This window comes from Microvirga sp. TS319, from assembly GCF_041276405.1.
Classification (GTDB): domain Bacteria; phylum Pseudomonadota; class Alphaproteobacteria; order Rhizobiales; family Beijerinckiaceae; genus Microvirga.
In genome coordinates, this window is record NZ_JBGGGT010000002.1 from 3,279,179 (window position 1) to 3,304,138 (window position 24,960).

Sequence of the window (24,960 nt, forward strand, 5' to 3'; positions counted from 1 at the left end):
CGAGCCAAAGAATAGAGTTGATTCCACGTCAGTGGGAACAGCTCTAATGGGTCGAGAAGCGGCCGTTCTCGTCATAAGTCTCATAATGAAGGGTCTGAGCCGGAACGGCCTCCAGCTGACGCGGGGCTTTCGGCCAGTCCTGAGTCGTCTCGTGCGCCTGGGGCATGTAGCGGGGGCGGAAGCGCAGGTCGACCAGGGATCGCAATTCGGGAGCTGCCAGGTCGAGCACGTTGGCGTCGCGCCAGCGGCGGTGCAGTTTGGGACGGCCCGTCATGCGTCCCCAGAAGCCCTGCACCTCCTCCTCGACCTGCAGGATGATGCGGCCCGTGAAGGTCTTGCGGAGATTAAAGCGTCCTGTCAGAGCCATTCAACTCTCCCAACTTGAGGTTTTCTGCAAAGGCGGCGTTCGAAGGTCCAGATCGCCGAACAGGGCCAAAAATCCTGACCTCCTGGTTCGCCGGACCTGCCGTTACAGGCCAATGCAAGCGCAGGCTTTCAGGTTCCGACCCATGCGCAGGAACCAAAGGTCGCAATATCGAGAGGGGATGTTCCGCACCGTTTCACTCCGTTCTCAGCCTTCGCGGCGATGAGCCCGGCGATCGGTGCGGGAGAAGGAACGATCGCCGGGCCGGAGGGAACGCAGGGTACTGGGAGGACCATGAGTTCCTTTTTCAACGACGCGGACGCGGCGTGAGATCGATCGTAACGAGCTGACCGGTACGGGGATCGAGGATGGTCATGGCGGCCTCCTGTGCTGTTGACACAAGGGAAACGCCGCAGGCCGGCGAACGATCAAAGCCTTCTGCGCGCATGGTAAGCAATTCGTTACCGGAGCGTGTGCTTTCACACCTGGAAAGGCGGAAGCCCGGCCTTTAACCCGAGGCATCGCAGATGGCGCGAATCCACCGGCGCCGTCGTGACACCGACCGGAGACATTCTTGATGCATTCAACCTCGTTCGAGTCCGTATGGACGCCCCGCCTTCTCAGCATCCTGCGCATCGTCGCGGCGCTGATCTTCATGGCGCACGGCACTCAGAAGATCCTCGGCTTTCCCACAGGCGCTTCCCCAGCCATGTTCAGCCTCCCCTGGATTGCGGGCGTGCTCGAACTCTTCGGTGGGGGCCTTCTCGTTCTCGGCCTTTTCGTTCGCCCCGTGGCGTTCCTGCTCTCGGGCCTGATGGCCTGCGCCTATTGGATCGCCCATGCGCCGAAGAGCGTCTTTCCCGTGCTCAACGGCGGCGACGCGGCGATTCTCTACTGCTTCGTGTTTCTCTACTTCGTGGCGGCCGGCGGCGGCATCTGGAGCCTGGACAACCTGCTCCGCAAGACCCGCTGAGCGGACACCGTTCAGATTCAGACAATGAAAGGCAGGAGACCGAAAGGGTCTCCCGCCATTTTTCATGGCTGCTCTTTGCCCGAGCCGGTCATGCGGCGAAGGCGCTCGTCCTCGAGCTCGACGTGCAGAGTGTGGTCGTCTTCCTCATCGAGCGGATTGGGCATGAGGTCCGTGGTCAGGCCCGTCGTGGTCGAGGCGGCTGCTCCGATCGGGGGAGCAGCCCCTTGGGAGCGCCAGTCCGTCTCCTGCTCACCCGGCTCGACGCGCCCTTCGTCGTCCAGGATATTCACGACACGCTCGATCTCCGCCTCGTCCACGCCGACCGTCACGAGGGTTCCGCCCTGGCGAACGCCATCCACATAGGCTTTGGCCTGGTCCTCGCTCAAGCCGGAATCGGCCAGGGCTCCCATGAGCCCGCCGACCGCGGCCCCTGCCCCGGCGCCGATGAGCGTCGAGATCAGCCATCCGGCTCCGATCACCGGACCGAGTCCCGGAACCGCCACCGTGCCGAGCCCGGCCAGGAGACCCGCGCCGCCGCCGGCAATCGTGCCCGCCGCGGCCCCGGCGCCGGCGAATTCGTGATTCAAATCCTCATCGTCCAGCGAGCGGGTCGCATGATGCGAGGAAACGTTGTCGGTGTTGTTCGAGATCAGGCTGACCTCGAAATGGGGAATATGGGCCGCCTCCAGCCGCTGCACGGCCTTGGCCGCCTCGTCGTAAGTGTTGAAGAAGGCAGTGATTCTGCGCTCGGCCATCAGTTCGTCTCCGGGATTTCTCGGCTGTCCTGAATAGCTAATGAGCGCTTGATGGGACGGTTCCGCCTTTCTTGCCTCCCATGGCCAAGTTCTGTTGCAACACTGCGCGCCCGTGACGCCTTCCTGTCCGGCGGGAATGTTGTTAGTGTTCGACAAAAGAACGCCGCACGCGGCGATTTGGGGGCTCCCACCATGCGACATATCCATCTCGATGAGGGCTTGCGTTTGCGTTTTCCCGGCCGCAGCGAAGATTTCGACCAGGGCGTCGAGATCGGCATGATCGCCGTTCTCATGGACCAGGAAACGCCTGAGTTCTCACGCTGGATTTCCCGCTCCACTCTCGGGCAGGTGGAAGCGATCGCCCGGCAAATGGGCTACCGCGTCGTCGAAGAGGGTGGCGACGAGGAATGGGTCGATCTCACCTTCCGTCACGGCAGCATCAAGGCGCGGCCGAATCTCCGGCTCGTGCATTCCGCAGGCTAGAGCATCGGACGCAAAAGTGGGAACCGGTTCTTCGCGAAAAACGATGCTTCGCCAAAGAGAAAGAGCAAGCATTCTGATCCCGGCAGAATGCAATTTGCTCTAGCGCATCGTGCGGACCCGGCGGCCGCGCTAGAGCATCGGATTTGAAAAGTGGGATCCACGTTTGGGATTGAATCCGATGCTCCCTTCTTAGATCTGCGCATCGGATGTGGGTTCGATGTCACGTCCGCTGCCGTCAAATGTCGGACGCAGGATCCAACTCGCGCCCGATGCGCCGGGATCGAGGTCCCCTCAACAACGAAAAAAGCCGCCCGAAGGCGGCTTCCTGTTCACGGTGCTGAAGAGCTCCCTTACCGGGTGCGGTCGTCGCGGCGGGTGACGGACCAGGCGGCCTGCATCAGGGCCACGGCCAAGGCGGTCTTTACCACCGTCGCGGCGACGAAGGGCGCGGCACCCACGGTCCAGGCCTTCGCAAGCGGCATGACCAGCGAAAGCTGGGCGAGACCGAACACGAAAACCAGCGCATGGCCAAGGCTCATCATGACGATGACGCGCAGGAGCGAGCGGTCCCATCCGCGCTCCGCCATGAAGCCCATGGCAATGGCGGCGGCCAGGAAGCCGAAGAGAAAGCCGCCCGTAGGGCCCATCATGTAGCCGATGCCGGCCGTCGGGCCGGCGAAGACGGGCAGGCCCATCGCGCCCTGCGCGAGATAGAGGCCGATGGTCGCACCGCCGAGGCGCCAGCCATAGGAAGTGCCGATGATCAGCACGACCAGGGTCTGCAGAGTCATGGGAACGTAAGGCAGGGGCACCTGGACCTTGGCGGAAAGGGTCAGGAGCGCTGTGCCGACAGCCATCAGGATGGTGGCGCGGAGCGCGGAGAAGCGGGCATCGTCCCGAGACGGCCAGATCAGGCCGACGAGGGTCGATGGAGTGGTTGGCGAGGTTGCGCCAGTCGACATGAAACATATCTCCCAATCGATCCGCCTTTCGCAGGCGGCCCGCGAAGCCTTATAGGAGGGGCAGGCCCGCCTCAAGCCGGGGCACGGCCGGGATGTTCAACCCCCCAGATTTCCCAGGATCCTTCATGGCAGACGATCTCACCTTCGATGCCCGTCCCCCGGCCCGGTCCGGCGAATCGATCCGGGTGAGCCCTCTGGTCCGCCGAATCGTCGCAGGAAATCCGGGGCCGATCACCTTCACGGGAACCTGCAGCTACATTGTCGGCTCGGGCAAGGTGGCGATCATAGACCCGGGACCGGACAACCCCGGACATATCGAGGCCCTGCTCGACGCCGTCAGCGGCGAGACGGTGACCCATATTCTCGTCACGCACACCCATCGGGATCATTCTCCAGCCGCCCGCGCCATTCAGGCCGCGACGGGTGCGCTCGTCGTCGGCTGCAGCCCGCACCGGAGCGCCCGTCCCCTGTTCACCGGAGAGGTGAACTCCCTGGAGGCAAGCTCCGACAGGGAATACGCCCCCGACCGGGAGCTTTCGGAGGGCGACGCGGTGCGGGGCCCCGGCTGGACCCTGGAGGCCGTGGCAACGCCCGGCCATATGGCCAATCACCTCGCCTTCGCTCTGCCCGAGGAGAAGGCCCTGTTCTCGGGCGACCATGTCATGGCCTGGTCCACCACCGTCGTCGCGCCGCCGGACGGCTCCATGAGCGCCTTCATGGCTTCCCTCGACAAGCTCAAGGGGCGGAACGAGACGGTCTACTGGCCGGGCCACGGCGGCCCCGTCCAGGACCCTCAGCGCTTCGTGCGCGCTCTCATTCACCATCGGCGGTTGCGGGAGACCTCGATCCTGTCCAGGCTCAGGGCGGGCGACCGGACGATCCCCGAAATCGTGGCGGCCATCTATCAGGGCCTCAACCCGGCCCTCGTGAATGCCGCCGGCCTGTCGGTCTTCGCGCATCTGGAGGACCTCGTCGCCAGAGACCTTGTGGTGACCGACGGCGCCCCGAGCCTCGACGGAGAATACCGGCCGGCGTAGCGCATCGTGCGAAGATTGGACCCGGTTTTTCGCCAGAACGATGCGCTCATCTTCAGAAGGGAGCATCGGACGTGAAAAGTGGATTCCACTTTTCACGTCCGATGCTGGAGGGCCGGCCTATTTCACCGCGAGAGCCAGATTGGACGCCTCATCGAGGAAGGCGCGGATCCGCTTGGCGTTCGTGCCGAAATCGTGATGACCGATGCGGGAAGCGGAACGGATGTCGATCCGCGTGCCATCGACCCGGGGCCGGACGCGCACCGTGATGTCTTCGGGAATCTTCAGGATGCGGGTGTAGTCGATCGCCTCCAGCCGACCGGCGCCGGTTCGTCCGCCGGGCGGCACCGCCTCGATGATCTTCCATCCCAGATTTTCGGCCGCCTTGCGTACCAGCGGAAAGGCGTCCTCTGGCGGGATATCGAGCGAGAGCGGCGCGATCTGCACATAGGCCTCGCGCTGTAGTTCACGCTCCTCTGGCGGCACGTCCGGCGGGATGCGTCCATCGCGGGCCGTCAGGGCCGCGTGGGAGCGTGAGAAGGCCGGAGGGTCGTCCGTATCGGTACTGACGTCGTTGATCGCCGGCAGCGTCACCGCCTTGAGACCCATATAGGCCGGGTAGCCGAGAACGAGCGCGGCCAGGACAAGCCCCTTGATGGCGCTGCCGAGGCCCCTTCGCCCCTCCTGCCAGATGCGCACGAAGGCGAGGAACGAGAGCCCTGCCGCGAGAAGCGCAATGGCGAGCCCGAGCCCCAGAGCGATGAAGCCGGATTGGTAATCGATGCGGCCGAAGCGGATCAGCAGAGTGGAGAGAGCTGTCACGACGAGCGCGAACCAGGCCACCATGGGCGACCATCGGGCCGGCCGGGAGTAGGGTTCTTCGATAATGAGACGGCGCATCAAGGGGTCTTACAAATCTCTTTGAGCGCGCGCCACTCCTGTTGCGTCAGAAGAGGCTCGCCGGGCTGAGAAGGCACCTGTTTTTCCAAAGCTTTCAAGCGCTGGCCGGTGACGGGGTGGGTCAACAGAAAAGCGGGAATGCGTCTTTCGTTCCCCTCGCCCTCCTGCTCGTCGTCATCTTGATCGGCTTCGATGCGTTTGAGCAACAGCGCCATCGGATGAGCGGGCCGTCCCAGCGACACCATGGTTGCTCCGGCGAAATCATCCGCCGCCGCCTCGGCCTCGCGGGAATAGGCGCTGTCGATCAGATAGCGGCTTGCGAAGACGATGGCTCCGCCTCCCGTCACGTCGCCGAACAGGAGGCCGAACAGATAGGAGGTTCCGCCCGACTGGATCATCTTGCGCAGACCGTCCCGGGCCGCGACATGCCCGATCTCGTGCGCCAGCACGCCGGCGATCTCGTCGGCGGATTCGGCCTTGTCGAGAAGCGCCCGGAACACGTAGATCCGCCCTCCGGGAAGAGCGACGGCGTTGGGAATCTTGGAATCGAGCACCGCGACTTCGAGGGCGGCCTCCACTCCCTTTGCCTTGCTCAGGCGATCCGTGAGTCCGCGCAGGGCCAGGGAGCCCTCGGGTGCCTCGCAGACCCTGTCGCCGAGCAGGGTGTGCAGCTGATTGTCGACGGCCTTGCCGATGCGCTGTTCGGCCTCGACGGGAATGAGGGGCGTGAGCGTCTGCGCCAGAAGCGGCATCAGGAACAGCACGGACAGGATGATCGAGACCGCGGTTGCGGCGGACCAGAAGACGATCCGTCCCCTGGGCTCGCGGTCATGGTGATCATCGAGCCGATGGCAATGCTGCCGGACGACCACCTGGGCGGCGGGATCCGCGACGTCGAGGCGCGTCAGGTCCGGACCGCCATCGCGCGTCAGACGCAGGATGCCCTCGGGCGCATCCTTGCGCCGGACATCGCCGACCGGCCAGGAGGCGATCCATTCGCCCCCTTCGTGGATGTCGAGGCTGGATGCGGTGATCGTGAGAACGACCGCCCTGCGCCGGGCGCTCGCTCCATCGTAGAAGACCGCATCCATCACGGTTTCCTTAAATTCCGACGCTGAAGTCGAGGGCGTCGGCAAGCCCTTCGCCCATGCCGCCCGCAGGTTGCCCGGCAGCAACGGCGTTGTCCAGCGAGCGCAGGTTCGACACCGACGTGGTGTTGACGATCGCCGCCCACAGGCCGCGAACGAGGAAGTAGCGCTGAATGATGCCGAAACCGAGCAGGAAGACGAGATAGGCCACCGCCACGAGAAAGCCGACGACGACCGCGCCGCTCGTCCACTCGCCGGCCTGCATGTCGAGCAGGGCCTCCTGGAAGAACAGGCTGACGACGACAGTGCCGATCGCGAAGACGATGCCGAAGGCGATCGCGTAGCCCAGAGATGAGAAGAGCACCTTGAAGAACAGGCCGTAGAACGTACCCGTCCCCAGCCTGCTCGCCACCGCCGCACCGCCGATGCGCAGGCCGTCGATGTGCCAGCGGGTGAAGATCGCCATCATGATCGGCCAGAGCAGCGCGAGGAGCGGAAACGCGAAGAGCGGGCCGATCCCGGCATAGATCTTTTCGTGTTCCGGAAAGGTCTCGGCCAAATGAAAGCTGACGGCGATGGTGCCGCCGAGCGCGATCCACGAGAGAGCCCAGAGCCACCAGCCGCGCTTGAACAATGTCCAGCCCGTGCCGGTAAATTCGCCCTGGACGCTGCCGAAATAGGTGTGGCGCATGCGGTAACGCTCGAGATGGGCCATCGCCCACGGCAGGGCGAGGCCCAGCGTGAACAGATTGGCGACATCCCACAGGATGGCCCGGAAGGCATAGGCCCAGCCCGACCCCTTCATCCAGAAGCGGACGCCGCGAAAGACGGTTCGCGTCGCCCGGTAGCGGCGGGCGCGATAGCTGCCGAAATGGGCCAGCACGTACATGATGAGAAAGAGAGGAAAGCTCGCGAAGGCAGCCTGCTCTTCGAGGATGAAGGAAAGCACGAAGATCGCGATATAGAGCGGTCCCAGGATGGCGAGAGCGATCAGGAAACCGATCAGCAGCTCCTTGCCGGTGCCGGTATATTCGAAGGACTCGCCCTCGATCTGCGTGTTGGCCCACAGATGGCGGCGCAGCTTCGTGGTCAGCCAGAACCGATAGAAGCCGAAGGTGGGGATCTGAAAGAGGCTTCCCGCCACCAGCATCTTCAGAAACTCGCCCCCCCGCCCCGAGAAGGACATGGAGGAGGCTTGGGAGGGAGTAAGCGGTGCCTGGGAAGAGAGCGAGGCCGTCATGGTCATAATCCTCGAGGAAGATGGCACGAGCCTTAGCACATTAAAGAAATTATATAACATGCAAAAACGGGTCGTGACGACTTTTTCACCGGTGTTCCAGGTCCGATGGTCATTCTCATCGCGAAGTCCTGCGGCAGGGATGGCAGCACGAATCGTTTCGCCCTAAACTATCCCATCCTTTCAGGAGCGCTTGACCGTGACGTCTCTCTCCCCCGTTCCCGCGGATCTCGGAGCCGATCCGCTCCGGATCTGGTTTCGCGTCATTCGCCTGCATCGCCGTGCGCTCAATACGGTCGCCGGGGAGCTGAAGGCGCTCGGCCTGTCGATCCCGCAATTCGACCTTCTCTCGACCCTGACGGAGCGGGAGGGACTGAGCCAGCAGGAACTGGCCGAGCGGCTTTATGTGACGAAGGGAAATGTCTCCGGCCTCCTCGACCGGATGGTGGAGGCCGACCTCGTCGAGCGCCGCTCCATTCCCGGCGACCGGCGCTCGAACGCCCTGTATCTGACGAAGAAGGGGCGCGATCTGGCCGAGAAGGGCATCGCCACGCAGCGCTCCTATGTGCAGCGCACCCTGGGCTCCCTCCCGGAACAGGATCTCATGGATCTCGAGCGCATCGTGCTCGCCTGGCGCGAACGCGCCCGCGCCGAGGAGGACGCGACGCTCGAAAGATTGCAGCGTTAGGAGCCATGTTCGACGCGGTGGCATTCGCAGGCGGCGGCAATCGCTGCTACTGGCAGGGCGGCTTCTGGGAAGCGGCAGCCCCTCTTCTCGGCCTGGACCCCGCCATGATCGTGGGCGTCAGCGCCGGGGCCTGGTCCGCCTGCTACAGCCTCCTGGACCTCGGTCGGATGGTCAACGAGATGGTGGCCGAAGGCTGCAGCCAGGGCCGCCGCAACTTCGAATGGCGCGCCTGGCGCAGCGAGGGCTCGCCCTGGCCGGTCTCCCTCATGTATCGCAGCCTCATCGAAGCCGTCATCGACGAGGCGGCGCTCGCCCGCCTGAAGAGAGGCCCGGAGATCCTGATCGGCCTGGCGCGCAAGCCCCGCCGCCTGCCGCTGGCCCTCGCGATCCCGCTCGGGATCGCGGCCTATCAGATCGAGAAGAAGTGGCGCTCCCCCGTCCATCCGCGCGGAGGGCGGGCGCTGGGCTTCGTTCCCGAATTCGTGCGGGTGCAGGATCTCGCGTCTCCCGCCGAGCTCTCGGCCGCCCTGATGGCCAGCGCCAGCGTGCCGCCCTTCATGCCGGTCGGTCGCATCGGCGGCACGGCGGCCCTCGACGGCGGCCTAGTGGACAACGTGCCGGCGGAGCCTCTGATTCCGGTCGAGGAGCGGGGCGGCAGAACGCTCGTCATCCTGTCCCGCCTCTACCGTGCCTTTCCGCAGGTGAAAGGGCGCCTCTACGTCCAGCCATCGCAGCCTGTCCCGATCGGACAATTCGACATCACCAATCCCGACGGCATCCGCAGGGCCTATGAAATGGGCCTGAAGGACGGCGAGGATTTCGCCCGCCGCCTCGGTCGGCGGAACCCGTAACGGCCGCGCAGCGAGTGCATCATACCGTTCATCCGGGATTAAGCCTGTCGGGACTATCCCTTGGACAACCAATGCGTGATTGCGGGTCTGCCTCAATGAGGACGCGTCTGCCCCGATCATGACGGCAGGCGTGAACGCCAGCTATGCCCAGGAGGAAATCCATGACCGTGCGTGCCCCGAACCGAGACCAACAACCGCATTCCAAGGCCCCGGCCCAGGCTATTCCGGCCTTCAAGCCCGTCGCCCTCCCGGCGCTCGCGGCCGCCATGCGCTCGGCCAAACGTCAGCCGGCCAAGCCCAAGACAGTCGAGCTTCCGGCGATCCTTCGCAAGGAAGCGATGCTGGACGATTGAGGGTCGACCGCCCTGCAACGAAAAAGCGCCCTTCGAGGGCGCTTTTCTTTTGGTCCTGGGGCTACAGCGTCGGACGTGAAATCGAACTCACGTCTGGCGCTTTAACATTTTGATCTTGAGTATCTTTTCACGCAAAACCGGGTCCACTTTTCCGCACGATGCGCCGGAGCATCGGACCCAAAAGTGGAATCCGCTTTTGGGATTGAATCCGATGCTCCCACTATAGAACAGCGCATCGTTCTTGCGAAAAACCGGGTCCACTTCTCCGCACGATGCGCTAGCGCACGATGACGGTCGTGTTCAGCGCCACGCGGTTATAGAGATCGATCACGTCGATGTTGCGCATCCGGATACAGCCGGAGGACACCGCCTGCCCGATCTTCTCCGGCTCGTTGGTGCCGTGGATGCGGTAGAGCGTGTCGCGGTTACCTTCGAAGAGGTAGAGGGCGCGCGCGCCGAGCGGGTTGGCGGGGCCGCCGCTCATGGCATGCACATGGGGCCAGCGCGCCTTCATCTCCGCGGGCGGGTTCCAGTTCGGCCACTCCGCCTTGCGGGCGATCCGCGACGTGCCGGTCCAGCCATAGGCCTCGTCGCCGACGGCGACGCCGTAGCGGATCGCTTTCTTGCCGTCCTGCACGAGGTAGAGGAGGCGCTCCTTCGTGTCGATCACGATGGTGCCGGGCGCCTCGCCGGTCGGGTCGTCGACGATGTAGCGGGCATTGCGCGGCTCTTCCTGGGCCGGCGGGATCTGTGCCATCCATTCCGCGTCGCGCGCGGAGACCTGGGGGTCGGGGACGCCCTTGTAAGTGCAGCCCGCCAGGGCGGCTGCCATGGTTGCCACAAGGAAGACGAGGCTCGAGAGGCGCATCGAAGGAAAGCTCTGTTGGCCGTCGCGAAGACGGCATGGGTTGACGTAACGCTCACTTTTGGATCGGCAGATCCGAGGTCGAAGCGAATCATCGCCACAATGCCACGGTTGGTGCAGGAGAGGTGTTGCATCGCAACAACATGGACAATCGGTTGCGCGGCTGCGACACTGTTTTTCCACCCTTAATCAAGTGCTTGCATGTCAACGCTCTACATCAGCCATTCATCCAGCCTGGACCATCAGACGCCCCTCGGCCACCCCGAGAGGCCGGACCGCATCCGCGCCATCGAGCGCGCTCTGGAAAAGGAGCGCTTCACCGCGCTGATCCGCGAACAGGCCCCCATGGCCGAGATGGAAAGCCTTACCCTCGCCCATCCTGAAGACTATGCCGTACGGCTGCGGGATATCAGCCCCCGGGAAGGGCTAGTCCGAATTGATGAGGACACCGTGATGTCGCCCGGCACCTACGAGGCCGCCCTGCGCGCCGCCGGGGGCGCGGTTTTGGCCGTGGACGAGGTCATGTCCGGCCGGGCCACGAACGCCTTTGTCGCCATGCGCCCACCCGGACACCATGCCGAACGCGTCAGGGCCATGGGCTTCTGCTTCTTCAACAATGCGGCGATCGCCGCGCGCCATGCCCAGAGAAAACACGGCGCCGAGCGCGTCGCGATCTTCGACTGGGACGTCCATCACGGCAACGGCACGCAGGACATCTTCTGGAGCGACGCCACCGTTCTCTACGGCTCGACCCACGAGGCGCCCCTCTATCCCGGGACGGGTGCTTTATCGGAAACGGGCGAGCACGGCACGATCGTCAACGCGCCGCTCAATGCGGGTGACGGTACGGAAGCGTTCCGCGAAGCCGTGGAGACCGCCATTCTTCCGCGCATCGACGCCTTCGCGCCGGATCTCATCATCGTATCCGCCGGCTTCGACGCCCATTGGCGCGATCCGCTCGCCAGCCTCAATCTCACGGAGACGGATTTCGCCTGGGCCACGCAAAAACTGATGGATCTCGCCGACCGGCATTGCGGGCGGCGGATCGTGTCGGTTCTCGAAGGAGGTTACGACCTCGAGGGTCTCGCCAAGTCGACCGCCTTCCACCTCGATGCCCTCATGGGACGCGAGATGCACACCTGAGGCCCGGCGCTGTAGGCCGGCCATCCATACCTTCGGCGCGGCGTGTCTCAAGACGTGGATGGCTGCAACAAGGCGGCCATGATGGAGAGAGGGGACTCTCTGCCATCCCCGTCAGCGGCGCCCCGTCAGCACTCGATCGGCTCTTCGCCGATCAGTTCGATGCCGAAGCCGGAGAGGCCGACATAGGAGCGGCTCGAGGTGGCGAGGTTGCGGATCGAAGTCACGCCTAGGTCCTTCAGGATCTGCGCGCCGAGCCCGATCTCGCGCCATTGGCTGGAGCGCACGGCTTCCGAGGCGCTCTCCTCGCTTTCGGAGAAATGGGTCGCCGGTACGCCCGCCGTGCCATCGCGCAGGTAGACGAGGACGCCCCTGCCCTCCTTCACGAATCGCTGCAGGGCGGCGGCCACGGTCCGGCCGCCCTCGAACACGTCGGTCAGCGCGTTGGCCCGGTGCAGACGCACGGGAATATTTGCGCCGTCGCCGATGCGCCCATGGACGACGGCCATGTGCTGCACGCTGTCGAACGGCGTCGAATAGGCATAGCCCGTAAACGAGCCCCAGGGCGTCTCCACCGGGAACGTGGCGATGCGCTCGACGAGTTTCTCGCGCGACTGGCGATAGGCGATGAGATCGGCGACCGAGATGCGCTTGAGATCGTGCTGCTCGGCGAAGGCGTCGATCTGCTGGCCCTTCATCACCGTGCCGTCGTCGTTGGCGAGCTCGCAGATCACGCCCACCGGGGGCAGGTTCGCGAGCCGGCAGAGATCGACGGCGGCCTCCGTGTGGCCGGAGCGCATGAGCACGCCGCCATCCTTGGCGATGAGCGGGAACACGTGGCCGGGACGCACAAAATCGGTGGCTCCCATGTTGTTGTTGGCGAGCGCCCGCACGGTGTTGGAGCGCTGCTCGGCGGAGATGCCCGTGGTCAGCCCGTGCTTCACGTCGACCGTGACGGTGAACGCCGTGCCGAGCGGCGCGTCGTTGGAGGCCACCATCGGGTCGAGGCGCAGGCGGCGCGCCTCCGCGACGGTCAGCGGCGCGCAGACGATGCCGCAGGTATTGCGGATGATGAAGGCCATCTTCTCGGGCGTGCAGAGGGAAGCGGCGACGATGAGATCGCCCTCGTTCTCACGATCGTCATCGTCCGTGACGATCACGATTTCACCACGGGCGAAAGCCTCGATGGCTTCGGCGACGGAGTTGGACATGAGGGCCTCCTGGGCGGATAGGGGCAGAAAATCATTGGGCGTGACGGCCCCGCGGGTTTCGCGGGCGATCATTTGCGCGGTGTCCCGCGACAGCCAGGCATGGTCGGAGTTGCACATCTGGGTAATGGCGCCGGGAGTGACGCCGATCCGCCGCGCGAATTCCACGCGCGACACGCCGTTGCGGGACAACCATTCAGCAAGCTTCATGGCCCAGGCTTAGCGGATGTCACGATTTTAGTAAAACTAAAATTTGATACACTCTTCTCTCGAGCGGCAGGGCCAGGCCTAAAAGGCCCTGCTGCTGCGGCTCATTCAGACAACCTGCGATTGTCATCCTACCAGGGCTGGACTGGATCCGGCCATCCACGTCCTGGAAACCACCGCGCCTCGAATCCATGGATGCCCGGCCTTGAGCCGGGCACGATGAAGGAGGATCGCGAGGAGTACTGCGAGGAGTATAGAAGGAGCACCGGCAAAGAGAGCGCTACGAAGCCCCTACCCGCCGAAAGGCCAGGCAGGCCCCTCGCCGACCTGCCCGCGATGGCGCAGGAGGTGATCGGCGAGGACGCAGGCCATCATCGCCTCGCCCACCGGCACCGCCCGGATGCCCACGCAGGGATCGTGCCGGCCCTTCGTCATCACTTCGGCTTCGGCGCCCGTACGGGTCACGCTGGAGCGCGGGGTGAGGATCGAAGAAGTCGGCTTCACGGCGAAGCGGCAGACGACCGGCTGGCCGGTGGAGATGCCGCCCAGGACGCCGCCCGCGTGGTTCGACAGGAAGGTCGGCGCGCCCTGGTTCCCCGGCCGCATCTCGTCGGCATTCTCCTCGCCGCGCAGAGTCGCGGCGGCAAAACCATCGCCGATCTCCACGCCCTTGACCGCGTTGATCGACATCATCGCGGCAGCGAGGTCGGAATCGAGCTTGCCGTAGATCGGCGCGCCGAGGCCCGCCGGCACGCCCTCGGCCACGATCTCGATCACGGCGCCGATGGACGATCCCGCCTTGCGCAGGCCGTCGAGATACTCCGTGTAGAATTCCGCCGCCTTGGCGTCCGGGCAGAAGAAGGGATTGCGCGCGATCTCCTCCCAGTCCCAGTTATCACGGTCGATGGCGTGAGGCCCCATCTGCACGAGAGCGCCGCGAATGGTGACGCCGGAGAGAACCTTGCGCGCCACCGCTCCCGCCGCCACGCGGGCCGCCGTCTCGCGCGCGGAGGAGCGCCCGCCGCCGCGATAGTCCCTGATGCCGTATTTCACGTCGTAGGTGAAATCCGCATGGCCCGGGCGATAGGAGTTCTTGATCTCCGAGTAATCCTTCGAGCGTTGGTCCACGTTCTCGATCATCAGGGCGATGGGGGTGCCGGTGGTGACCTGCCGGCCCGTGCGCTCGTCCGTGAACACGCCGGAGATAATCTTGACCTGGTCCGGCTCCTGACGCTGGGTGGTGAAGCGCGACTGACCCGGACGGCGCCGGTCGAGCTCGGCCTGGATCTCGGAGGACTCCAACGGGATCATGGGCGGGCAGCCGTCGACGACGCAGCCGAGGGCGGGCCCGTGGCTCTCGCCGAAGGTGGTGACGCGGAAAAGGTGACCGAACGTGTTGTAGGACATGGCGCACTTCGACAATGTTCAGGGCGTCTTAGAGCCAAAGCGCGCGGGTGTCACGCCTCCGCCGCACCGGAATGCTTCAGAAGAACCTCGGCAAAACGCTCGATAGCGGGACGCTGCATGGCCTTGCGCCAGACGAAAAGCGTCCTGGCGCTGCTGAAGTCGGGATCCGAGATGGGATGAATGCTGAGGCGGGATCGCTCGGTGTAGGTCCGGATGACGCTCAAGGGCATCATCGCAATCCCCATACCGGCAGCCGCGCAGCCCAGCATGGCGTGGTACGACGTGAGTTCAATCATGCGCCCGATGGGAGTGCCGGAACGGGCGAACCAGCCCTCCAGGCGTGCGCGATAGGGGCATCCAGGATGGAAAACCAGAGCCGTCCGGGGATCCACGTCCTGCGGTACGGCAATCGCCGGATGCGCGGCTCCCCCGACGATCACCAACTCCTCCTCGAAGATGGCGAGAGCGTTCAAACGGTCGTCGTGGACGGGCTCCGCGACGAGGGCTGCATCCAGCTCGCCCAAGAGAACGAGAGCAAGCTGCTCTCTCGGCGATCCCGTCCTAAGTTCGATGGACACCTCGGGGTAGCGTTCGTGATACTCGCATAGGGGCCGAGGGAGACGCGCCGCGGCCGTGCTCTCCATGGTACCAAGGCGCAAGATCCCGAAGGGACGGGTTTCGTGAATGGCGGATCGCGCCTGCTCTGCAAGGCCAAGGATCTGCTCCGTGTAGTCCAGCAGAATTCTGCCCGCCGATGACAGCCGCAATCGTTTTCCCTCGCGCAGGAAGAGGAGGACCCCAAGACTGTCTTCCAGCTTCCGAATGCGGACGGTGACATTGGACTGGACGCGGTTCAGCTGCTTTGCCGCGCGCGTGATTCCTCCATGACGCACAACGGCCTGGAAGATGAGCAGATCGGAAATTTCCATATTTCGCCATGAGAACGATATAATCTGTATTATTCATTTTACGAGATTACTTATCTGAGGCAACTCTACAGCCAGAGGCTTAGAGCAGGATTTGCAGCATGATCGTCGTCGTATTCCGAAGCCGTCTCAAGGAAGGCATCGAGGAAACCTACAGAGATGAGGCGCAGGCGGTTTCTTCGATGGCGAGGAAAATCTCCGGCTATGTCTCTCACAAGTCCTTTGTGGCCGACGACGGCGAGCGCGTAACCATCGTCGAATACGAGTCAGAGGAAGCCCTCGGCGCTTGGGCCCGCGACCCACGCCACGTGGCAGCGAAAAGGCTCGGGCGGCGAGACTTCTATGCCGAGTACAAAGTGCAGATCTGCAACCTTGCTCGCGAAAGCCGCTTTGCTCGCGAATAGGCGCGTCGCGATCCACGCCGTCGATCAGCAGGGTTCGGGCGTGGCAGGCGGCGTGGATGATGTCGAGGATGCCGCGCATGATGAGCCATGTCATGCTGAGCAGGGCAAGGAGTTGCGGGTCGATGGGCGAGGCGCGCCGGCTGCCGCAAGCTCCACCGTCAACGCCGCATCTGCTACGGCCGTCCACGCCTTCGGAGCGGTTGCGTCATCAAGACGTGGATGCCCGGCTCAAGGCCGGGCGACGGTGAGGACGAAAGCCTCACACCCAGCGGTGATTGCGCCCCTCGAAAACGAGCACTCTGCCCTGCCAGATGTCCATGCTCGCCGCCTGGCGCGATGAGATTCCGCAGCAGATCGACAGGAAGGCCCGGGCCACGCCGCCGTGGGCCACGATGACGGTATCGCGGGTCAGGTCGTCCAGGACGGGGCGAATGCGGTCGACGAGCATGGCGTAGCTCTCGCCTCCCCCCGGCGGGGCATAGTTCCACTTGTCCTGCTCGCGCAGGGCCGCGAGCTGCGGCTCCGCCTTGCGGACCTCTTTCCAGGTCATGCCTTCCCAGGCCCCGAAGGTGATCTCGACCAGGCGCTCCTCCAGCCGATAGCCCTGGGGCTGGAGACCAATGGCGCCGCGCAGGATCTCCATGGTCTCGCGGGTGCGCCGCATCGGGCTCGCGACATAGGCGAGATCTTCGTAATGCGGACGGATCGACTGGAGGCGGCGGCCCGCCTCCTCGGCCTGGACGCGGCCCAGGTCGTTGAGCGGAATATCCTTCTGACCCTGGAGGCGGCCTTCCAGATTCCAGTCCGTCTCGCCGTGGCGGATGAAGTAGATCGTCGGGCGAGGCGAATTCATGATCGGCCGGGTTACTCTTTGTCGAGGGAAAGGTCGGGGGCTTCCGGATTCTTCATGCCGACGACATGATAGCCGGCATCCACGTGCATGATCTCACCGGTCATGCCGCGCGCCATGTCGGAGACGAGGTAGGCGGCCGTCTCGCCGACCTCCTCGATGGTGACCGTGCGGCGCAGGGGCGAGTTGTATTCGTTCCACTTCAGAATGTAGCGGAAATCGCCGATGCCCGAGGCCGCGAGCGTCTTGATGGGGCCCGCCGAGATGGCGTTGACGCGGATGTTCTTGGGGCCGAGATCGGCCGCGAGGTAGCGCACGGACGCCTCGAGCGCCGCCTTGGCCACGCCCATGACGTTGTAGTGGGGCATCCACTTCTCGGCGCCGTAATAGGTGAGCGTCACGAGCGAGCCGCCATCGGTCATCAGCTTCTCGGCGCGCTGGGCGATGGCCGTGAAGGAATAGCAGGAAATCAGTAGCGACTTGGAGAAGTTGCCCTCGCTGGTGTCCACATAGCGGCCGGTGAGCTCGTCCTTGTCGGAGAAGGCGATGCAGTGGATGACGAAATCGAGCGAGCCCCAGAGGCGCTTCACTTCCTCGAACACGGCGTCGATGGTGGCGCCGTCCGTCACGTCGCAATGCCCGACCACATGGGCGTCGAGTTCCTTGGCCAGGGGTTCTACGCGCTTCTTCAGGGCGTCGCCCTGATAGGTGAAGGCAAGCTCCGCGCCCTGCTGGCGGGCGGCCTGTGCAATGCCCCAGGCGATCGAACGGTTGTTCGCTACGCCCATCACCAAGCCACGCTTACCGGCCAGAATGCCGGTGGCCTTTGTCTCCGCCATGAGATTCACCTAGATCGTCGCTGGACACGTGAAAGAGCGGCTTCTTTAGCCGACCCTGCAGGCCTGGGGAAGCCCTCTTGGTCGATAGGAACGGAATCCAGGTGACTAACCGTCAACTATCGTTACTCCGCCTTCGCGGAACGCCGCTTGCGGGCGTAATCCATCAACTCCTCGGACACGACCTGGGGAAGCTTGATCTCCACGGTGACGAGAAGGTCGCCATGTCCGCCACCCTTCGTCGGCAGCCCCTTGCCGCGAAGCCGGAAGGTACGCCCGGAATCGGTCATGGGCGGAATGTTCATGCTCACCGCGCCGGTCAGGGTCGGGATCCGCACGGGACCGCCGAGGATGGCCTCCTCGATCTGGATGGGCAGCTGCTGGCGCAGATTCGCCCCTTCCATGGTGAACCGGTCATGAGGCGCGATCTGGATGGTGAGCAGTGCATCGCCCGGGTTCACGCCCGGAGCGCCCTGCCCCAGGCCGCGCAGGCGGATCACCTGCCCGTCGCTCACGCCCTTGGGAATGACCACGTCCACGTCCCGGCCTGTGGGCAGCCGGATGCGCTTTTTGGCTTCCGTAGCGGCCTCCTCCAGGGTCACGGTGAGCGTGGCCGACACGTCCTCGCCCTTCTGGGGGCGGGCGCGTCCCTGCTGGCGCATGCTCTCGGCCCCAGCCGAGCGGAAGGCCTCGCCGAAAAGCTGGGAAAAGATGTCCTCGCCCGCATCGCCGCCCGAAAAGCCGCGGGCATTGCGCCGGCCGCCGAAGGGGCCGCCGCCACCGCCGAAGCCGTAGCCCTCGAATCCTTGCCCGCCCGCGCCCCGGCCGCCGCCGAATCCTTCGAAGCCCTGGAAGCGCGGCTTGCCTTCCGCGTCGATCTCGCCCCGGTCGAACTGAGCGCGCTTCTCCGAATCGCCCAGGATCTCATAGGCCGAATTGGCCTCGGCGAACTTGTCCTTGGCCTTGGGGTCGTTCTTGTTGCTGTCCGGGTGATAAGACTTGGCGAGCTTGCGGAACGCCTTCTTGATCTCCGCTTCACTGGCGGAACGGGACACGCCTAGAACGTCGTAGGGGTTTCGCATCGTGGACAATCCATGAACCGTCTGATTGGGGCAGAACCGCCCCACGGAACTCAGAGTTCATATGGGAAAAGTGTTGCTGCTTTGCAACGAGCAGTTCGGCGAAGCTTGACGCATCGTGCGTCCCTGAAGGGGCACAAGGGGCGATGTCCTACAGCATCGGACGCGGAAAGTGGATTGCACTTTTAGGATTCCCTCCGATGCTCCCTTCTTGGAAAAAGCGCATCGTTCCGGCGAAGATCCGGGGCCACTTTTTCGCACGATGCGCTAGGCCTTGGCGACTTTCTTCTCGGGCCTGGCCGGGCCGTTCCCGGGCTTCGTCTCGCCTGCAAGCGGCCGAACCTCCTTGACCGTCCAGTCGGCGCCCGAAAGTCGGCAGGCAATGCCGCGCAGGGAGGCGGTCGCCGGACCGCTCAGATGCGCGTCGAAGGAACGGCAGATCTCGTCATTCTTCACGAAAGGAGCGCCAGCGGGCGTGAAGCTCCCCCTCATGGACGTGTCCGGGTTGTCCCAGGACACCTGGGTGCCAGGCCCCTGGGGATCGAGGGCGACGGCCAGGGCAGCCTTCGCCCGGCGCCAATCCTCGTCGTTCAGCTCCGGCGAGAGCGGCGATGGCGCGGCGTGCGGCTCGGCCGGCGCAAGAGCTCCCGTGGTCTTGGGCTCCTCGACATCCATCCCCGCCATACCGAGAGAGAAACTGCACGCCGAGGTCGACAGGGCGACGATCCCTGCGGCCAGGAGTTTCCCGGCTTCGCGCAGGATCCCATCTGATCTATAACGGCGCGTATTGATCCACGGCACGCGTCGGGTCCCCGTATCGAAAAGTCACACACCGAGATAAACCATTGAACCAGTTAATAACCGGTGACTTCACCGAATCCGAAGAGCCCTTCACCCTGTTCCGGTCCTGGCTGAGCGAGGCGGAGGCCTCAGAGCCGAACGACCCCAACGCCATGGCGCTCGCCACCGTCGACGAGACTGGGCTGCCCAATGTCCGCATGGTTCTGCTCAAGGGCTTCGACGAGAACGGCTTCGTGTTCTACACCAACACGGAATCCAACAAGGGCCGCGAGCTTCTGGGACAGAAGAAGGCCGCCCTCGTGCTGCACTGGAAGAGCCTGCGCCGCCAGGTCCGCGCGCGGGGACCCGTCACCATGGTGAGCGACGCGGAAGCCGACGCCTATTTTCAGAGCCGCCCCCGCGACAGCCGCATCGGTGCCTGGGCGAGCCAGCAGTCCCGCCCGTTGGAAAGCCGTTTCGCGCTAGAGAAGTCGGTAGCGGTCAACGCCGCGAAGTATGCCATCGGCGAGGTGCCGCGCCCGCCCTACTGGACGGGTTTCCGCATTGCGCCGGTCTCCATCGAATTCTGGCAGGACAAGCCTTTCCGCCTCCATGACCGCGTGGTCTTCAGCCGCGAGGGAGACGGATGGCGGAAGGTCCGGCTTTATCCGTGAGACTTGTGCCTCCGGATCGGATAAGGATGGGCCTTCGCTCATAGAGATTTCGCCATGTCCTCTTCATCCAACACCTCCCGCCGCATCATGCTGCTCACCGGCGCCAGCCGCGGGATCGGGCATGCCACGGTCAAGCGGTTCTCGGCGGCCGGCTGGCGGGTGATCACCTGCTCCCGCCACGGCTTTCCGGAAAACTGCCCATGGGAGATGGGTCCGGAAGACCACCTCCAGGTCGATCTCGCGAATGCCGAGGACACCCTGCGCGCCATCGCCGAGGTGAAGGAACGGCTCGCGGCCGAGGGCGGCTGCCTGCACGCGCTCGTCAACAATGCGGGCATCTCGCCCAAGGGCCCCGGCGGCTCGCGGCTGAACGCGATCAATACCGCCTATGAGGACTGGCTGCGGATCTTCCAGGTGAACTTCTTCGCCTCGATCATGCTCGCTCGCGGCCTTCAGGACGAGCTGACCCGCGCGAAGGGGTCCGTGGTGAACGTCACCTCCATCGCAGGCTCGCGCGTCCACCCCTTCGCGGGCGCGGCCTATTCCACCTCGAAGGCGGCGCTCGCCGCGCTCACCCGCGAGATGGCCGCCGATTTCGGTCCCTTAGGGGTCCGTGTGAACGCCATCTCGCCCGGCGAGATCGATACCTCGATCCTGTCCCCCGGCACGGAGAAGATCGTCGAGCAGATCCCCATGCGCCGCCTCGGCACCCCGGACGAGGTGGCCAAAGCCATCTACTTCCTCTGCACCGATGCGAGCTCCTACGTGAACGGCGCTGAGCTGCATATCAACGGCGGTCAGCACGTTTAGGGAAGCTCGAACCACCCATCGGCATCCCGTCCCCTGTCATCCCCACCTGCGTGGGGATGACAGGGGAGCTTCTCCTTCAGGCCGCCTTCGCTGGCCACGGCCCCACGTAGCGCGATTGCGGGCGAATGATGCGGCCGGCTTTCTCCTGCTCGACGGCGTGAGCCACCCAGCCCGCCGTGCGACCGGCGGCGAAGAGCGGCGTGAAGCCTTCCCGCGGCACGCCGAGCGAATCCAGAAGGATCGCGGTGTAGAACTCCACGTTGGTATCGAGACGGCGGCCGGGCTTGCGGCGCTGGAGCGCTCCCAGGGCCGCCTGCTCGACGGCCTCGGCGAAGGCGATGCGGTTGTCGTCGCCCCTCAGCCGCGCGGCGGCAGCCTTGAGCACGTCAGCGCGCGGGTCGCGCACCCGATAGACCCGGTGGCCGAAGCCCATGAGGCGCTCGCCGCGCGCCATGGCGTCGTCGAGCCAGGCTTCCGCATTCCCGACGGTGCCGATGGCATCGAGCATGTCGAGCACCGGGCCGGGAGCGCCGCCATGAAGCGGCCCCTTGAGGGCGCACAGCCCGGCGACGACGGCGGAGAGCAAGCCGGCATCTGTGGAGGCCACCACACGGGCCGCGAAGGTCGACGCATTGAGGCCGTGGTCGATCACCGTGACGAGATAGGTGTCGAGGCCCCGCGCCCTGCCCGAATCGACCGGCGCGCCCTTGATCATGCGCAGCAGATCCGCCGCGTGACCGGCGGAAGCGTCGGGTGCGACGGGCGAAAGTCCCGTCGCTCCCCGGATCGCCATGGCGGCGGCGACCGCCGACCCGCCGACGGCGAGCAGGGCGGGCTCTTTGTCCGCGTCCGGCAGGGCCGAGAGCAGAAGGCGCATGCCTTCGACCGGCGTGAGGCCGGACAGGTGCCGCGCCAGGGGCGAGAGATACCGGAAGGCCCTCTCCCGCGCCTCGCCGAACCCGGCACGCGGATCGGAGGGCACGCCGGGCACCAGGCCGTCCCACAGCATTGCGGCGACATCCTCGAAGGGGACGTGGCCGGCCAGCTCCTCCAGGTCATGCCCCCTGATGATCAGGCGACCGGCCTCGCCGTCCACATCGCTCAGAACGGTTTCGGCGGCAACGACGTCATCGAGTCCGATGCTCATGAGATTTCTCCTTGTTCCCGAGGACCATCGCGCCGCACTTGCGCAACCGTCAATCTTGAATCAACATGTCAACATATGGGCATCGAACTCACCTCCGCCGAAGCAGCCTCCTCCCGTCTCGGGATCAGTCGGTCGAGCCTGTATGCCTATGTGAGCCGGGGTCTGATCCGGTCGTTCTCCTCGCCTCACGATCCCCGCCAGCGGCTCTATGCCCTCGACGACGTCGAGGCCCTCGTCGCCCGCAAGACCCGGTTCCGCCGCCCGACTGCCGCTGCGGCAACCGCTCTCGATTGGGGCCTCCCGGTGCTGGAGACGAGCATCACCCGGATCAAGGACGGACAGCTCTTCTATCGCGGACACGACGCCCTCGGCTGGGCGCGGGCCGCAACCCTGGAGGACACGGCGCTCCTGCTGATCGGCGGCCTTCCCGACGAAGCGTTCCGCCTCCCCTCCCGGCTGCCTCGCGACCTTCCCGCACCCGCAGGCGGCATGCATGCATTCATCTCGAACGCCATGCGCCTCCTCTCGGAACCCGTCCCCAAGGAGATGCGGATCGTGGAGGTGGCGGCGATCCTGCGCCTGATGGCGGCTGCGGCCAGCGGGGCCGATCCGGGGCTGGAGCCTTTGCATCTGCATCTGGCCCGCGCCTGGAAGGCGCCGCAGGCATCCGAAGCGATCCGCCGGGCACTCGTCCTCTGCGCCGACCACGAACTCAGCTCCTCCGCCTTCGCGGTGCGGGTCACGGCCTCGACCGGCGCGTCCCTGCGCAACGCCGTGATCTCCGGGCTCGCCGCCCTGAGCGGCCCCTATCACGGCGGCATGACCGAGCGGGTGAGAGCCTTCCTGGAAGCACCCGACAAGGTCCCCGTTCCGAATTTCCGGCACCGGCTCTATCCCGAGGGCGACCCCCGGACTGCGGCCATTCTCGAGAATGTGCCGCTGCTCGCCTGCGATGGAACGATCCTCCGGGCCATCGCGGATACCGCGGGCGGAACGCCCAGCGTCGATGCCGCCCTGGTCATGCTGGAGCGCGCCTATGGACTCCCGCGTGGGACGGCCTTTACCCTCTTCTCTGTCGGGAGGAGCGCCGGATGGCTGGCTCACGCCATCGAGCAGCGCAGCCAGGCCCGACTGATCCGGCCCCGCGCCCGCTACAGCGTGGACGAGGGGCCACCATCGCCATGACGGATGACCGCCTATACCCCTCCCGCCCCATCCTGGCCGCCTCGGTGGCGGTGATCCGCGACGGGCGCATCCTGCTCGCCGCCCGCGGGAAGCCGCCGGGCGAGGGACTCTATTCCCTGCCGGGCGGCATGGTGGAAGCCGGAGAGACGCTCGTCGAGGCGGCCCTCCGGGAGCTGCGCGAGGAGGTCGGCGTCGAAGCGGAGATCATGGGGCTCCTTGCGCCCGTGGAATTCATTGAAAGGGACGGGCGAGGCCATATAAAGCATCATGTCGTCATCGCCGCCCATGCCGCGCGCTGGGTCTCCGGCGAACCCCAGACAGGACCGGAAGCAAAGGACATCCGTTGGGTTACGGAACGGGATATTGCGGATCTGCCCATGACGGCGGGACTCGGCGGGATTCTGGAGCAGGCCTTCAGGATCGCCCGCGGGGACACGCGTCCATGAAGCGCGTCGTCGCTCTGCTCATCGCTCTCGCCATGCTTCCCGCCTCCGTGCAGCCGGGAGCGGCACAGGGCTTTTTCGAGCGCCTGTTCGGCCCCCCTCGGGACCCGAACGCGCCTCGGCAAGGCTACCAGGCACCACCGCCGCAATACCGCCCGCGCCCGCAGCCGCAACAACGGCGGCCGCAGCAGACGGCGCCCCAGCCGCAGTCCAACCAGCAGCAGGCCGCGCCCGCTCCCGCGGCCGAACCGCCACCCGCTCCCTATGAAAAGGAGCTGCTGCGGCTCGCCGAGATCATGGGCGCGCTCGCCATGCTGCGCCCGCTCTGTACCGCGCCCGATGGCGGCGAATGGGGCCGGCGCATGCAGATCCTGCTCGAGACGGAAGGCACTACGCAAGGCCGCCGCGAACGCTTGGCTGGGGCCTACAACAAAGGCTACCAGGCCTATGCCCTCACCTACCACGTCTGCACCCCTTCGGCCCAGGAAGCCTCGACCCGGTTCATTCGGGAGGGCGAGCAGCTCGCCCGCAACATCACCGGACGCTACGGCGGCTGATCGGCCGTCGTGCCTGGACGCTCTCGACCCCCTCCAGTCGGAGAGTGCGGCGATAAGCCCGTTATCTGCAAAGGGTTTTATCCACATTTTTCGAGTACGGTCCTCTCGCATTAACCTCTTCGCAAGGAGATGCTGGCTGTCGGACGGCGCGATGTCCTAAGGTCGAATCAACCGATCCCCCGCGCCGCCCCTCAAGGGGCATGGATTCATGAACGATAACGACGTCCCTCTCACCGAACTGCCCGAACTCAGCGCCATCAAGCAGGCTGCCCTGAGCTATGTCACCGAAGCCTTCGCCGAGGCCGAGTTCGACGGGCTTGACGCCGACTGCATGGCCCAGGCGGCCCTGTTCGCGGCCTTCAGCGAACTCGTCGCGACCTACGGCGAGGACGCCGTTGCGGAGTATGCTTCGACGCTCGCGGACAAGATCCGCAGCGGCGCATTCTCGATGGCGGGCTCGCTCAAACATTAGAGCATCGAACGCAAAAGTGGGAACCGGTTTTGCGTGAAAAGATGCCCGAAATCAAAAAGTTAAAGCATCGGACGTGAATTCGATGACCTGGCCGATGCGCTAAGACGTGGATGCCCGGCTCAAGGCCGTGCATGACGCTGGAGAGCATAACAACAAGCATTCCGTCATGGCCGTGCTCGTCACGGCCACCCACGTCTTTCGAACCGCTGCGCCGCAAAGGGGTAGGTCCCCGGCCGGAGCGTTTTCACGCGCCTGAAATTTCGAAAGACTTCGTGACTGGCC

General features: G+C 65.1%; 29 protein-coding genes. 14 read left to right on the top strand and 15 right to left on the bottom strand.

Features of this window, described 5'->3' with window-relative positions:
* Positions 1-43: 43 nt before the first annotated feature.
* The gene (locus tag AB8841_RS24935) at positions 44-367 is read right to left on the bottom strand and encodes a hypothetical protein (protein ID WP_370438447.1); all 324 of its coding nucleotides are present in this window, start codon (positions 365-367) and stop codon (positions 44-46) included.
* Positions 368-941: 574 nt separating this feature from the next.
* Here AB8841_RS24935 and AB8841_RS24940 point away from each other — a divergent pair.
* Positions 942-1,337 carry a DoxX family protein gene (locus tag AB8841_RS24940; protein WP_370439361.1) on the top strand — a complete coding sequence of 132 codons (396 nt, stop codon included), beginning with the start codon at positions 942-944 and terminating at the stop codon, positions 1,335-1,337.
* Positions 1,338-1,399: 62 nt separating this feature from the next.
* Here AB8841_RS24940 and AB8841_RS24945 read toward each other — a convergent pair whose 3' ends face one another.
* Positions 1,400-2,092 carry a hypothetical protein gene (locus AB8841_RS24945; RefSeq protein WP_370438448.1) on the bottom strand — a complete coding sequence of 231 codons (693 nt, stop codon included), beginning with the start codon at positions 2,090-2,092 and terminating at the stop codon, positions 1,400-1,402.
* Positions 2,093-2,284: 192 nt separating this feature from the next.
* On the opposite strand from AB8841_RS24945, the gene AB8841_RS24950 reads away from it, so the two are divergent.
* Positions 2,285-2,575 carry a hypothetical protein gene (locus AB8841_RS24950; RefSeq protein ID WP_370438449.1) on the top strand — a complete coding sequence of 97 codons (291 nt, stop codon included), beginning with the start codon at positions 2,285-2,287 and terminating at the stop codon, positions 2,573-2,575.
* A 350-nt stretch (positions 2,576-2,925) separates the two neighbouring features.
* Here the strand turns inward: AB8841_RS24950 and AB8841_RS24955 are convergent, their stop codons facing one another.
* Positions 2,926-3,537, bottom strand: coding sequence for a biotin transporter BioY (locus AB8841_RS24955; RefSeq protein WP_370438450.1), 612 nt, complete (start codon positions 3,535-3,537; stop codon positions 2,926-2,928).
* A gap of 125 nt (positions 3,538-3,662) precedes the next feature.
* Between AB8841_RS24955 and AB8841_RS24960 the strand changes: the two genes are divergently transcribed.
* Positions 3,663-4,574, top strand: coding sequence for an MBL fold metallo-hydrolase (locus AB8841_RS24960; RefSeq protein WP_370438451.1), 912 nt, complete (start codon positions 3,663-3,665; stop codon positions 4,572-4,574).
* Between the two features lie 117 nt (positions 4,575-4,691).
* Here the strand turns inward: AB8841_RS24960 and AB8841_RS24965 are convergent, their stop codons facing one another.
* From AB8841_RS24965 to AB8841_RS24975, 3 genes are read right to left on the bottom strand one after another with little or no spacing between them, the layout of a single operon-like run.
* A complete protein-coding gene (locus AB8841_RS24965; RefSeq protein ID WP_370438452.1) occupies positions 4,692-5,471 on the bottom strand; it encodes a DUF1499 domain-containing protein in 780 nt (259 codons plus the stop codon).
* Positions 5,471-6,562 (bottom strand): M48 family metallopeptidase, encoded by a 1,092-nt coding sequence (locus AB8841_RS24970; RefSeq protein ID WP_370438453.1) that lies wholly within the window; start codon positions 6,560-6,562, stop codon positions 5,471-5,473. The genes AB8841_RS24965 and AB8841_RS24970 overlap by 1 nt, the downstream gene beginning before the upstream one ends.
* A gap of 10 nt (positions 6,563-6,572) precedes the next feature.
* Positions 6,573-7,799, bottom strand: coding sequence for a DUF898 family protein (locus AB8841_RS24975; protein ID WP_370438454.1), 1,227 nt, complete (start codon positions 7,797-7,799; stop codon positions 6,573-6,575).
* Positions 7,800-7,995: 196 nt separating this feature from the next.
* Here AB8841_RS24975 and AB8841_RS24980 point away from each other — a divergent pair, with 196 nt between their 5' ends.
* From AB8841_RS24980 to AB8841_RS24990, 3 genes are all read left to right on the top strand, one after another.
* Positions 7,996-8,484 (top strand): MarR family winged helix-turn-helix transcriptional regulator, encoded by a 489-nt coding sequence (locus tag AB8841_RS24980; protein WP_370438455.1) that lies wholly within the window; start codon positions 7,996-7,998, stop codon positions 8,482-8,484.
* 5 nt (positions 8,485-8,489) lie between these two features.
* Positions 8,490-9,335 (top strand): patatin-like phospholipase family protein, encoded by an 846-nt coding sequence (locus tag AB8841_RS24985; protein ID WP_370438456.1) that lies wholly within the window; start codon positions 8,490-8,492, stop codon positions 9,333-9,335.
* A 161-nt stretch (positions 9,336-9,496) separates the two neighbouring features.
* Positions 9,497-9,688, top strand: coding sequence for a hypothetical protein (locus tag AB8841_RS24990; RefSeq protein WP_370438457.1), 192 nt, complete (start codon positions 9,497-9,499; stop codon positions 9,686-9,688).
* Between the two features lie 277 nt (positions 9,689-9,965).
* Here AB8841_RS24990 and AB8841_RS24995 read toward each other — a convergent pair whose 3' ends face one another.
* The gene (locus AB8841_RS24995; RefSeq protein ID WP_370438458.1) at positions 9,966-10,556 is read right to left on the bottom strand and encodes a L,D-transpeptidase family protein; all 591 of its coding nucleotides are present in this window, start codon (positions 10,554-10,556) and stop codon (positions 9,966-9,968) included.
* A gap of 198 nt (positions 10,557-10,754) precedes the next feature.
* On the opposite strand from AB8841_RS24995, the gene AB8841_RS25000 reads away from it, so the two are divergent.
* Complete coding sequence (locus tag AB8841_RS25000) at positions 10,755-11,696, top strand: histone deacetylase family protein (protein WP_370438459.1); 942 nt, start codon at positions 10,755-10,757, stop codon at positions 11,694-11,696.
* A gap of 125 nt (positions 11,697-11,821) precedes the next feature.
* Here the strand turns inward: AB8841_RS25000 and ribB are convergent, their stop codons facing one another.
* The 3 genes from ribB to AB8841_RS25015 all read right to left on the bottom strand — a co-directional run bounded on the left by ribB (position 11,822) and on the right by AB8841_RS25015 (position 15,444).
* Positions 11,822-13,111 (bottom strand): 3,4-dihydroxy-2-butanone-4-phosphate synthase, encoded by a 1,290-nt coding sequence (gene ribB / locus AB8841_RS25005; RefSeq protein ID WP_370438460.1) that lies wholly within the window; start codon positions 13,109-13,111, stop codon positions 11,822-11,824.
* Between the two features lie 288 nt (positions 13,112-13,399).
* The gene (gene aroC / locus AB8841_RS25010; RefSeq protein ID WP_370438461.1) at positions 13,400-14,515 is read right to left on the bottom strand and encodes a chorismate synthase; all 1,116 of its coding nucleotides are present in this window, start codon (positions 14,513-14,515) and stop codon (positions 13,400-13,402) included.
* A gap of 50 nt (positions 14,516-14,565) precedes the next feature.
* Entirely contained in the window at positions 14,566-15,444 is an 879-nt protein-coding gene (locus AB8841_RS25015; protein ID WP_370438462.1) for a LysR substrate-binding domain-containing protein, read from the bottom strand.
* 98 nt (positions 15,445-15,542) lie between these two features.
* Between AB8841_RS25015 and AB8841_RS25020 the strand changes: the two genes are divergently transcribed.
* Entirely contained in the window at positions 15,543-15,845 is a 303-nt protein-coding gene (locus AB8841_RS25020; RefSeq protein WP_370438463.1) for an antibiotic biosynthesis monooxygenase, read from the top strand.
* Positions 15,846-16,104: 259 nt separating this feature from the next.
* Here the strand turns inward: AB8841_RS25020 and AB8841_RS25025 are convergent, their stop codons facing one another.
* The 4 genes from AB8841_RS25025 to AB8841_RS25040 form a co-directional block, all read right to left on the bottom strand.
* Positions 16,105-16,698, bottom strand: coding sequence for a histidine phosphatase family protein (locus AB8841_RS25025; protein ID WP_370438464.1), 594 nt, complete (start codon positions 16,696-16,698; stop codon positions 16,105-16,107).
* A gap of 11 nt (positions 16,699-16,709) precedes the next feature.
* Positions 16,710-17,534: an enoyl-ACP reductase FabI gene (fabI, locus tag AB8841_RS25030; protein WP_370438465.1), complete on the bottom strand. Its 825-nt coding sequence runs from the start codon at positions 17,532-17,534 to the stop codon at positions 16,710-16,712.
* Between the two features lie 122 nt (positions 17,535-17,656).
* Positions 17,657-18,613 carry a DnaJ C-terminal domain-containing protein gene (locus tag AB8841_RS25035; protein ID WP_370438466.1) on the bottom strand — a complete coding sequence of 319 codons (957 nt, stop codon included), beginning with the start codon at positions 18,611-18,613 and terminating at the stop codon, positions 17,657-17,659.
* 264 nt (positions 18,614-18,877) lie between these two features.
* Positions 18,878-19,411, bottom strand: a complete 534-nt coding sequence (locus AB8841_RS25040; RefSeq protein WP_370438467.1) for an RT0821/Lpp0805 family surface protein — start codon at positions 19,409-19,411, stop codon at positions 18,878-18,880.
* A 44-nt stretch (positions 19,412-19,455) separates the two neighbouring features.
* Between AB8841_RS25040 and pdxH the strand changes: the two genes are divergently transcribed.
* A complete protein-coding gene (pdxH, locus tag AB8841_RS25045; protein WP_370438468.1) occupies positions 19,456-20,064 on the top strand; it encodes a pyridoxamine 5'-phosphate oxidase in 609 nt (202 codons plus the stop codon).
* A gap of 87 nt (positions 20,065-20,151) precedes the next feature.
* Positions 20,152-20,874, top strand: a complete 723-nt coding sequence (locus AB8841_RS25050; RefSeq protein WP_370439362.1) for an SDR family NAD(P)-dependent oxidoreductase — start codon at positions 20,152-20,154, stop codon at positions 20,872-20,874.
* A gap of 76 nt (positions 20,875-20,950) precedes the next feature.
* On the opposite strand, the gene AB8841_RS25055 is transcribed toward AB8841_RS25050, so the two are convergent.
* A complete protein-coding gene (locus tag AB8841_RS25055) occupies positions 20,951-22,021 on the bottom strand; it encodes a citrate synthase/methylcitrate synthase (protein WP_370438469.1) in 1,071 nt (356 codons plus the stop codon).
* Between the two features lie 75 nt (positions 22,022-22,096).
* Between AB8841_RS25055 and AB8841_RS25060 the strand changes: the two genes are divergently transcribed.
* From AB8841_RS25060 to AB8841_RS25075, 4 genes are all read left to right on the top strand, one after another.
* Positions 22,097-23,206: a citrate synthase gene (locus AB8841_RS25060; protein WP_370438470.1), complete on the top strand. Its 1,110-nt coding sequence runs from the start codon at positions 22,097-22,099 to the stop codon at positions 23,204-23,206.
* Entirely contained in the window at positions 23,203-23,652 is a 450-nt protein-coding gene (locus AB8841_RS25065; RefSeq protein WP_370438471.1) for an NUDIX hydrolase, read from the top strand. The genes AB8841_RS25060 and AB8841_RS25065 overlap by 4 nt, the downstream gene beginning before the upstream one ends.
* On the top strand, positions 23,649-24,206 hold the full coding sequence (locus tag AB8841_RS25070) for a TIGR02301 family protein (protein ID WP_370438472.1): 558 nt from the start codon (positions 23,649-23,651) through the stop codon (positions 24,204-24,206). Before AB8841_RS25065 ends, AB8841_RS25070 begins: the two co-directional genes overlap by 4 nt.
* 208 nt (positions 24,207-24,414) lie before the next feature.
* Positions 24,415-24,678 (top strand): hypothetical protein, encoded by a 264-nt coding sequence (locus AB8841_RS25075; RefSeq protein ID WP_370438473.1) that lies wholly within the window; start codon positions 24,415-24,417, stop codon positions 24,676-24,678.
* Positions 24,679-24,960 lie beyond the last annotated feature (282 nt).

Bases quoted from the DNA above. Each gene is read 5' to 3' on its own strand.
- AB8841_RS24935 (WP_370438447.1), bottom strand. From the start codon at position 367: ATGGCTCTGACAGGACGCTTTAATCTCCGCAAGACCTTCACGGGCCGC.
- AB8841_RS24940 (WP_370439361.1), top strand. From the start codon at position 942: ATGCATTCAACCTCGTTCGAGTCCGTATGGACGCCCCGCCTTCTCAGC.
- AB8841_RS24945 (WP_370438448.1), bottom strand. From the start codon at position 2,092: ATGGCCGAGCGCAGAATCACTGCCTTCTTCAACACTTACGACGAGGCG.
- AB8841_RS24950 (WP_370438449.1), top strand. From the start codon at position 2,285: ATGCGACATATCCATCTCGATGAGGGCTTGCGTTTGCGTTTTCCCGGC.
- AB8841_RS24955 (WP_370438450.1), bottom strand. From the start codon at position 3,537: ATGTCGACTGGCGCAACCTCGCCAACCACTCCATCGACCCTCGTCGGC.
- AB8841_RS24960 (WP_370438451.1), top strand. From the start codon at position 3,663: ATGGCAGACGATCTCACCTTCGATGCCCGTCCCCCGGCCCGGTCCGGC.
- AB8841_RS24965 (WP_370438452.1), bottom strand. From the start codon at position 5,471: ATGCGCCGTCTCATTATCGAAGAACCCTACTCCCGGCCGGCCCGATGG.
- AB8841_RS24970 (WP_370438453.1), bottom strand. From the start codon at position 6,562: ATGGATGCGGTCTTCTACGATGGAGCGAGCGCCCGGCGCAGGGCGGTC.
- AB8841_RS24975 (WP_370438454.1), bottom strand. From the start codon at position 7,799: ATGACGGCCTCGCTCTCTTCCCAGGCACCGCTTACTCCCTCCCAAGCC.
- AB8841_RS24985 (WP_370438456.1), top strand. From the start codon at position 8,490: ATGTTCGACGCGGTGGCATTCGCAGGCGGCGGCAATCGCTGCTACTGG.
- AB8841_RS24990 (WP_370438457.1), top strand. From the start codon at position 9,497: ATGACCGTGCGTGCCCCGAACCGAGACCAACAACCGCATTCCAAGGCC.
- AB8841_RS24995 (WP_370438458.1), bottom strand. From the start codon at position 10,556: ATGCGCCTCTCGAGCCTCGTCTTCCTTGTGGCAACCATGGCAGCCGCC.
- AB8841_RS25000 (WP_370438459.1), top strand. From the start codon at position 10,755: ATGTCAACGCTCTACATCAGCCATTCATCCAGCCTGGACCATCAGACG.
- ribB (WP_370438460.1), bottom strand. From the start codon at position 13,111: ATGAAGCTTGCTGAATGGTTGTCCCGCAACGGCGTGTCGCGCGTGGAA.
- aroC (WP_370438461.1), bottom strand. From the start codon at position 14,515: ATGTCCTACAACACGTTCGGTCACCTTTTCCGCGTCACCACCTTCGGC.
- AB8841_RS25015 (WP_370438462.1), bottom strand. From the start codon at position 15,444: ATGGAAATTTCCGATCTGCTCATCTTCCAGGCCGTTGTGCGTCATGGA.
- AB8841_RS25020 (WP_370438463.1), top strand. From the start codon at position 15,543: ATGATCGTCGTCGTATTCCGAAGCCGTCTCAAGGAAGGCATCGAGGAA.
- AB8841_RS25025 (WP_370438464.1), bottom strand. From the start codon at position 16,698: ATGAATTCGCCTCGCCCGACGATCTACTTCATCCGCCACGGCGAGACG.
- fabI (WP_370438465.1), bottom strand. From the start codon at position 17,534: ATGGCGGAGACAAAGGCCACCGGCATTCTGGCCGGTAAGCGTGGCTTG.
- AB8841_RS25035 (WP_370438466.1), bottom strand. From the start codon at position 18,613: ATGCGAAACCCCTACGACGTTCTAGGCGTGTCCCGTTCCGCCAGTGAA.
- AB8841_RS25050 (WP_370439362.1), top strand. From the start codon at position 20,152: ATGCTGCTCACCGGCGCCAGCCGCGGGATCGGGCATGCCACGGTCAAG.
- AB8841_RS25055 (WP_370438469.1), bottom strand. From the start codon at position 22,021: ATGAGCATCGGACTCGATGACGTCGTTGCCGCCGAAACCGTTCTGAGC.
- AB8841_RS25060 (WP_370438470.1), top strand. From the start codon at position 22,097: ATGGGCATCGAACTCACCTCCGCCGAAGCAGCCTCCTCCCGTCTCGGG.
- AB8841_RS25065 (WP_370438471.1), top strand. From the start codon at position 23,203: ATGACGGATGACCGCCTATACCCCTCCCGCCCCATCCTGGCCGCCTCG.
- AB8841_RS25070 (WP_370438472.1), top strand. From the start codon at position 23,649: ATGAAGCGCGTCGTCGCTCTGCTCATCGCTCTCGCCATGCTTCCCGCC.
- AB8841_RS25075 (WP_370438473.1), top strand. From the start codon at position 24,415: ATGAACGATAACGACGTCCCTCTCACCGAACTGCCCGAACTCAGCGCC.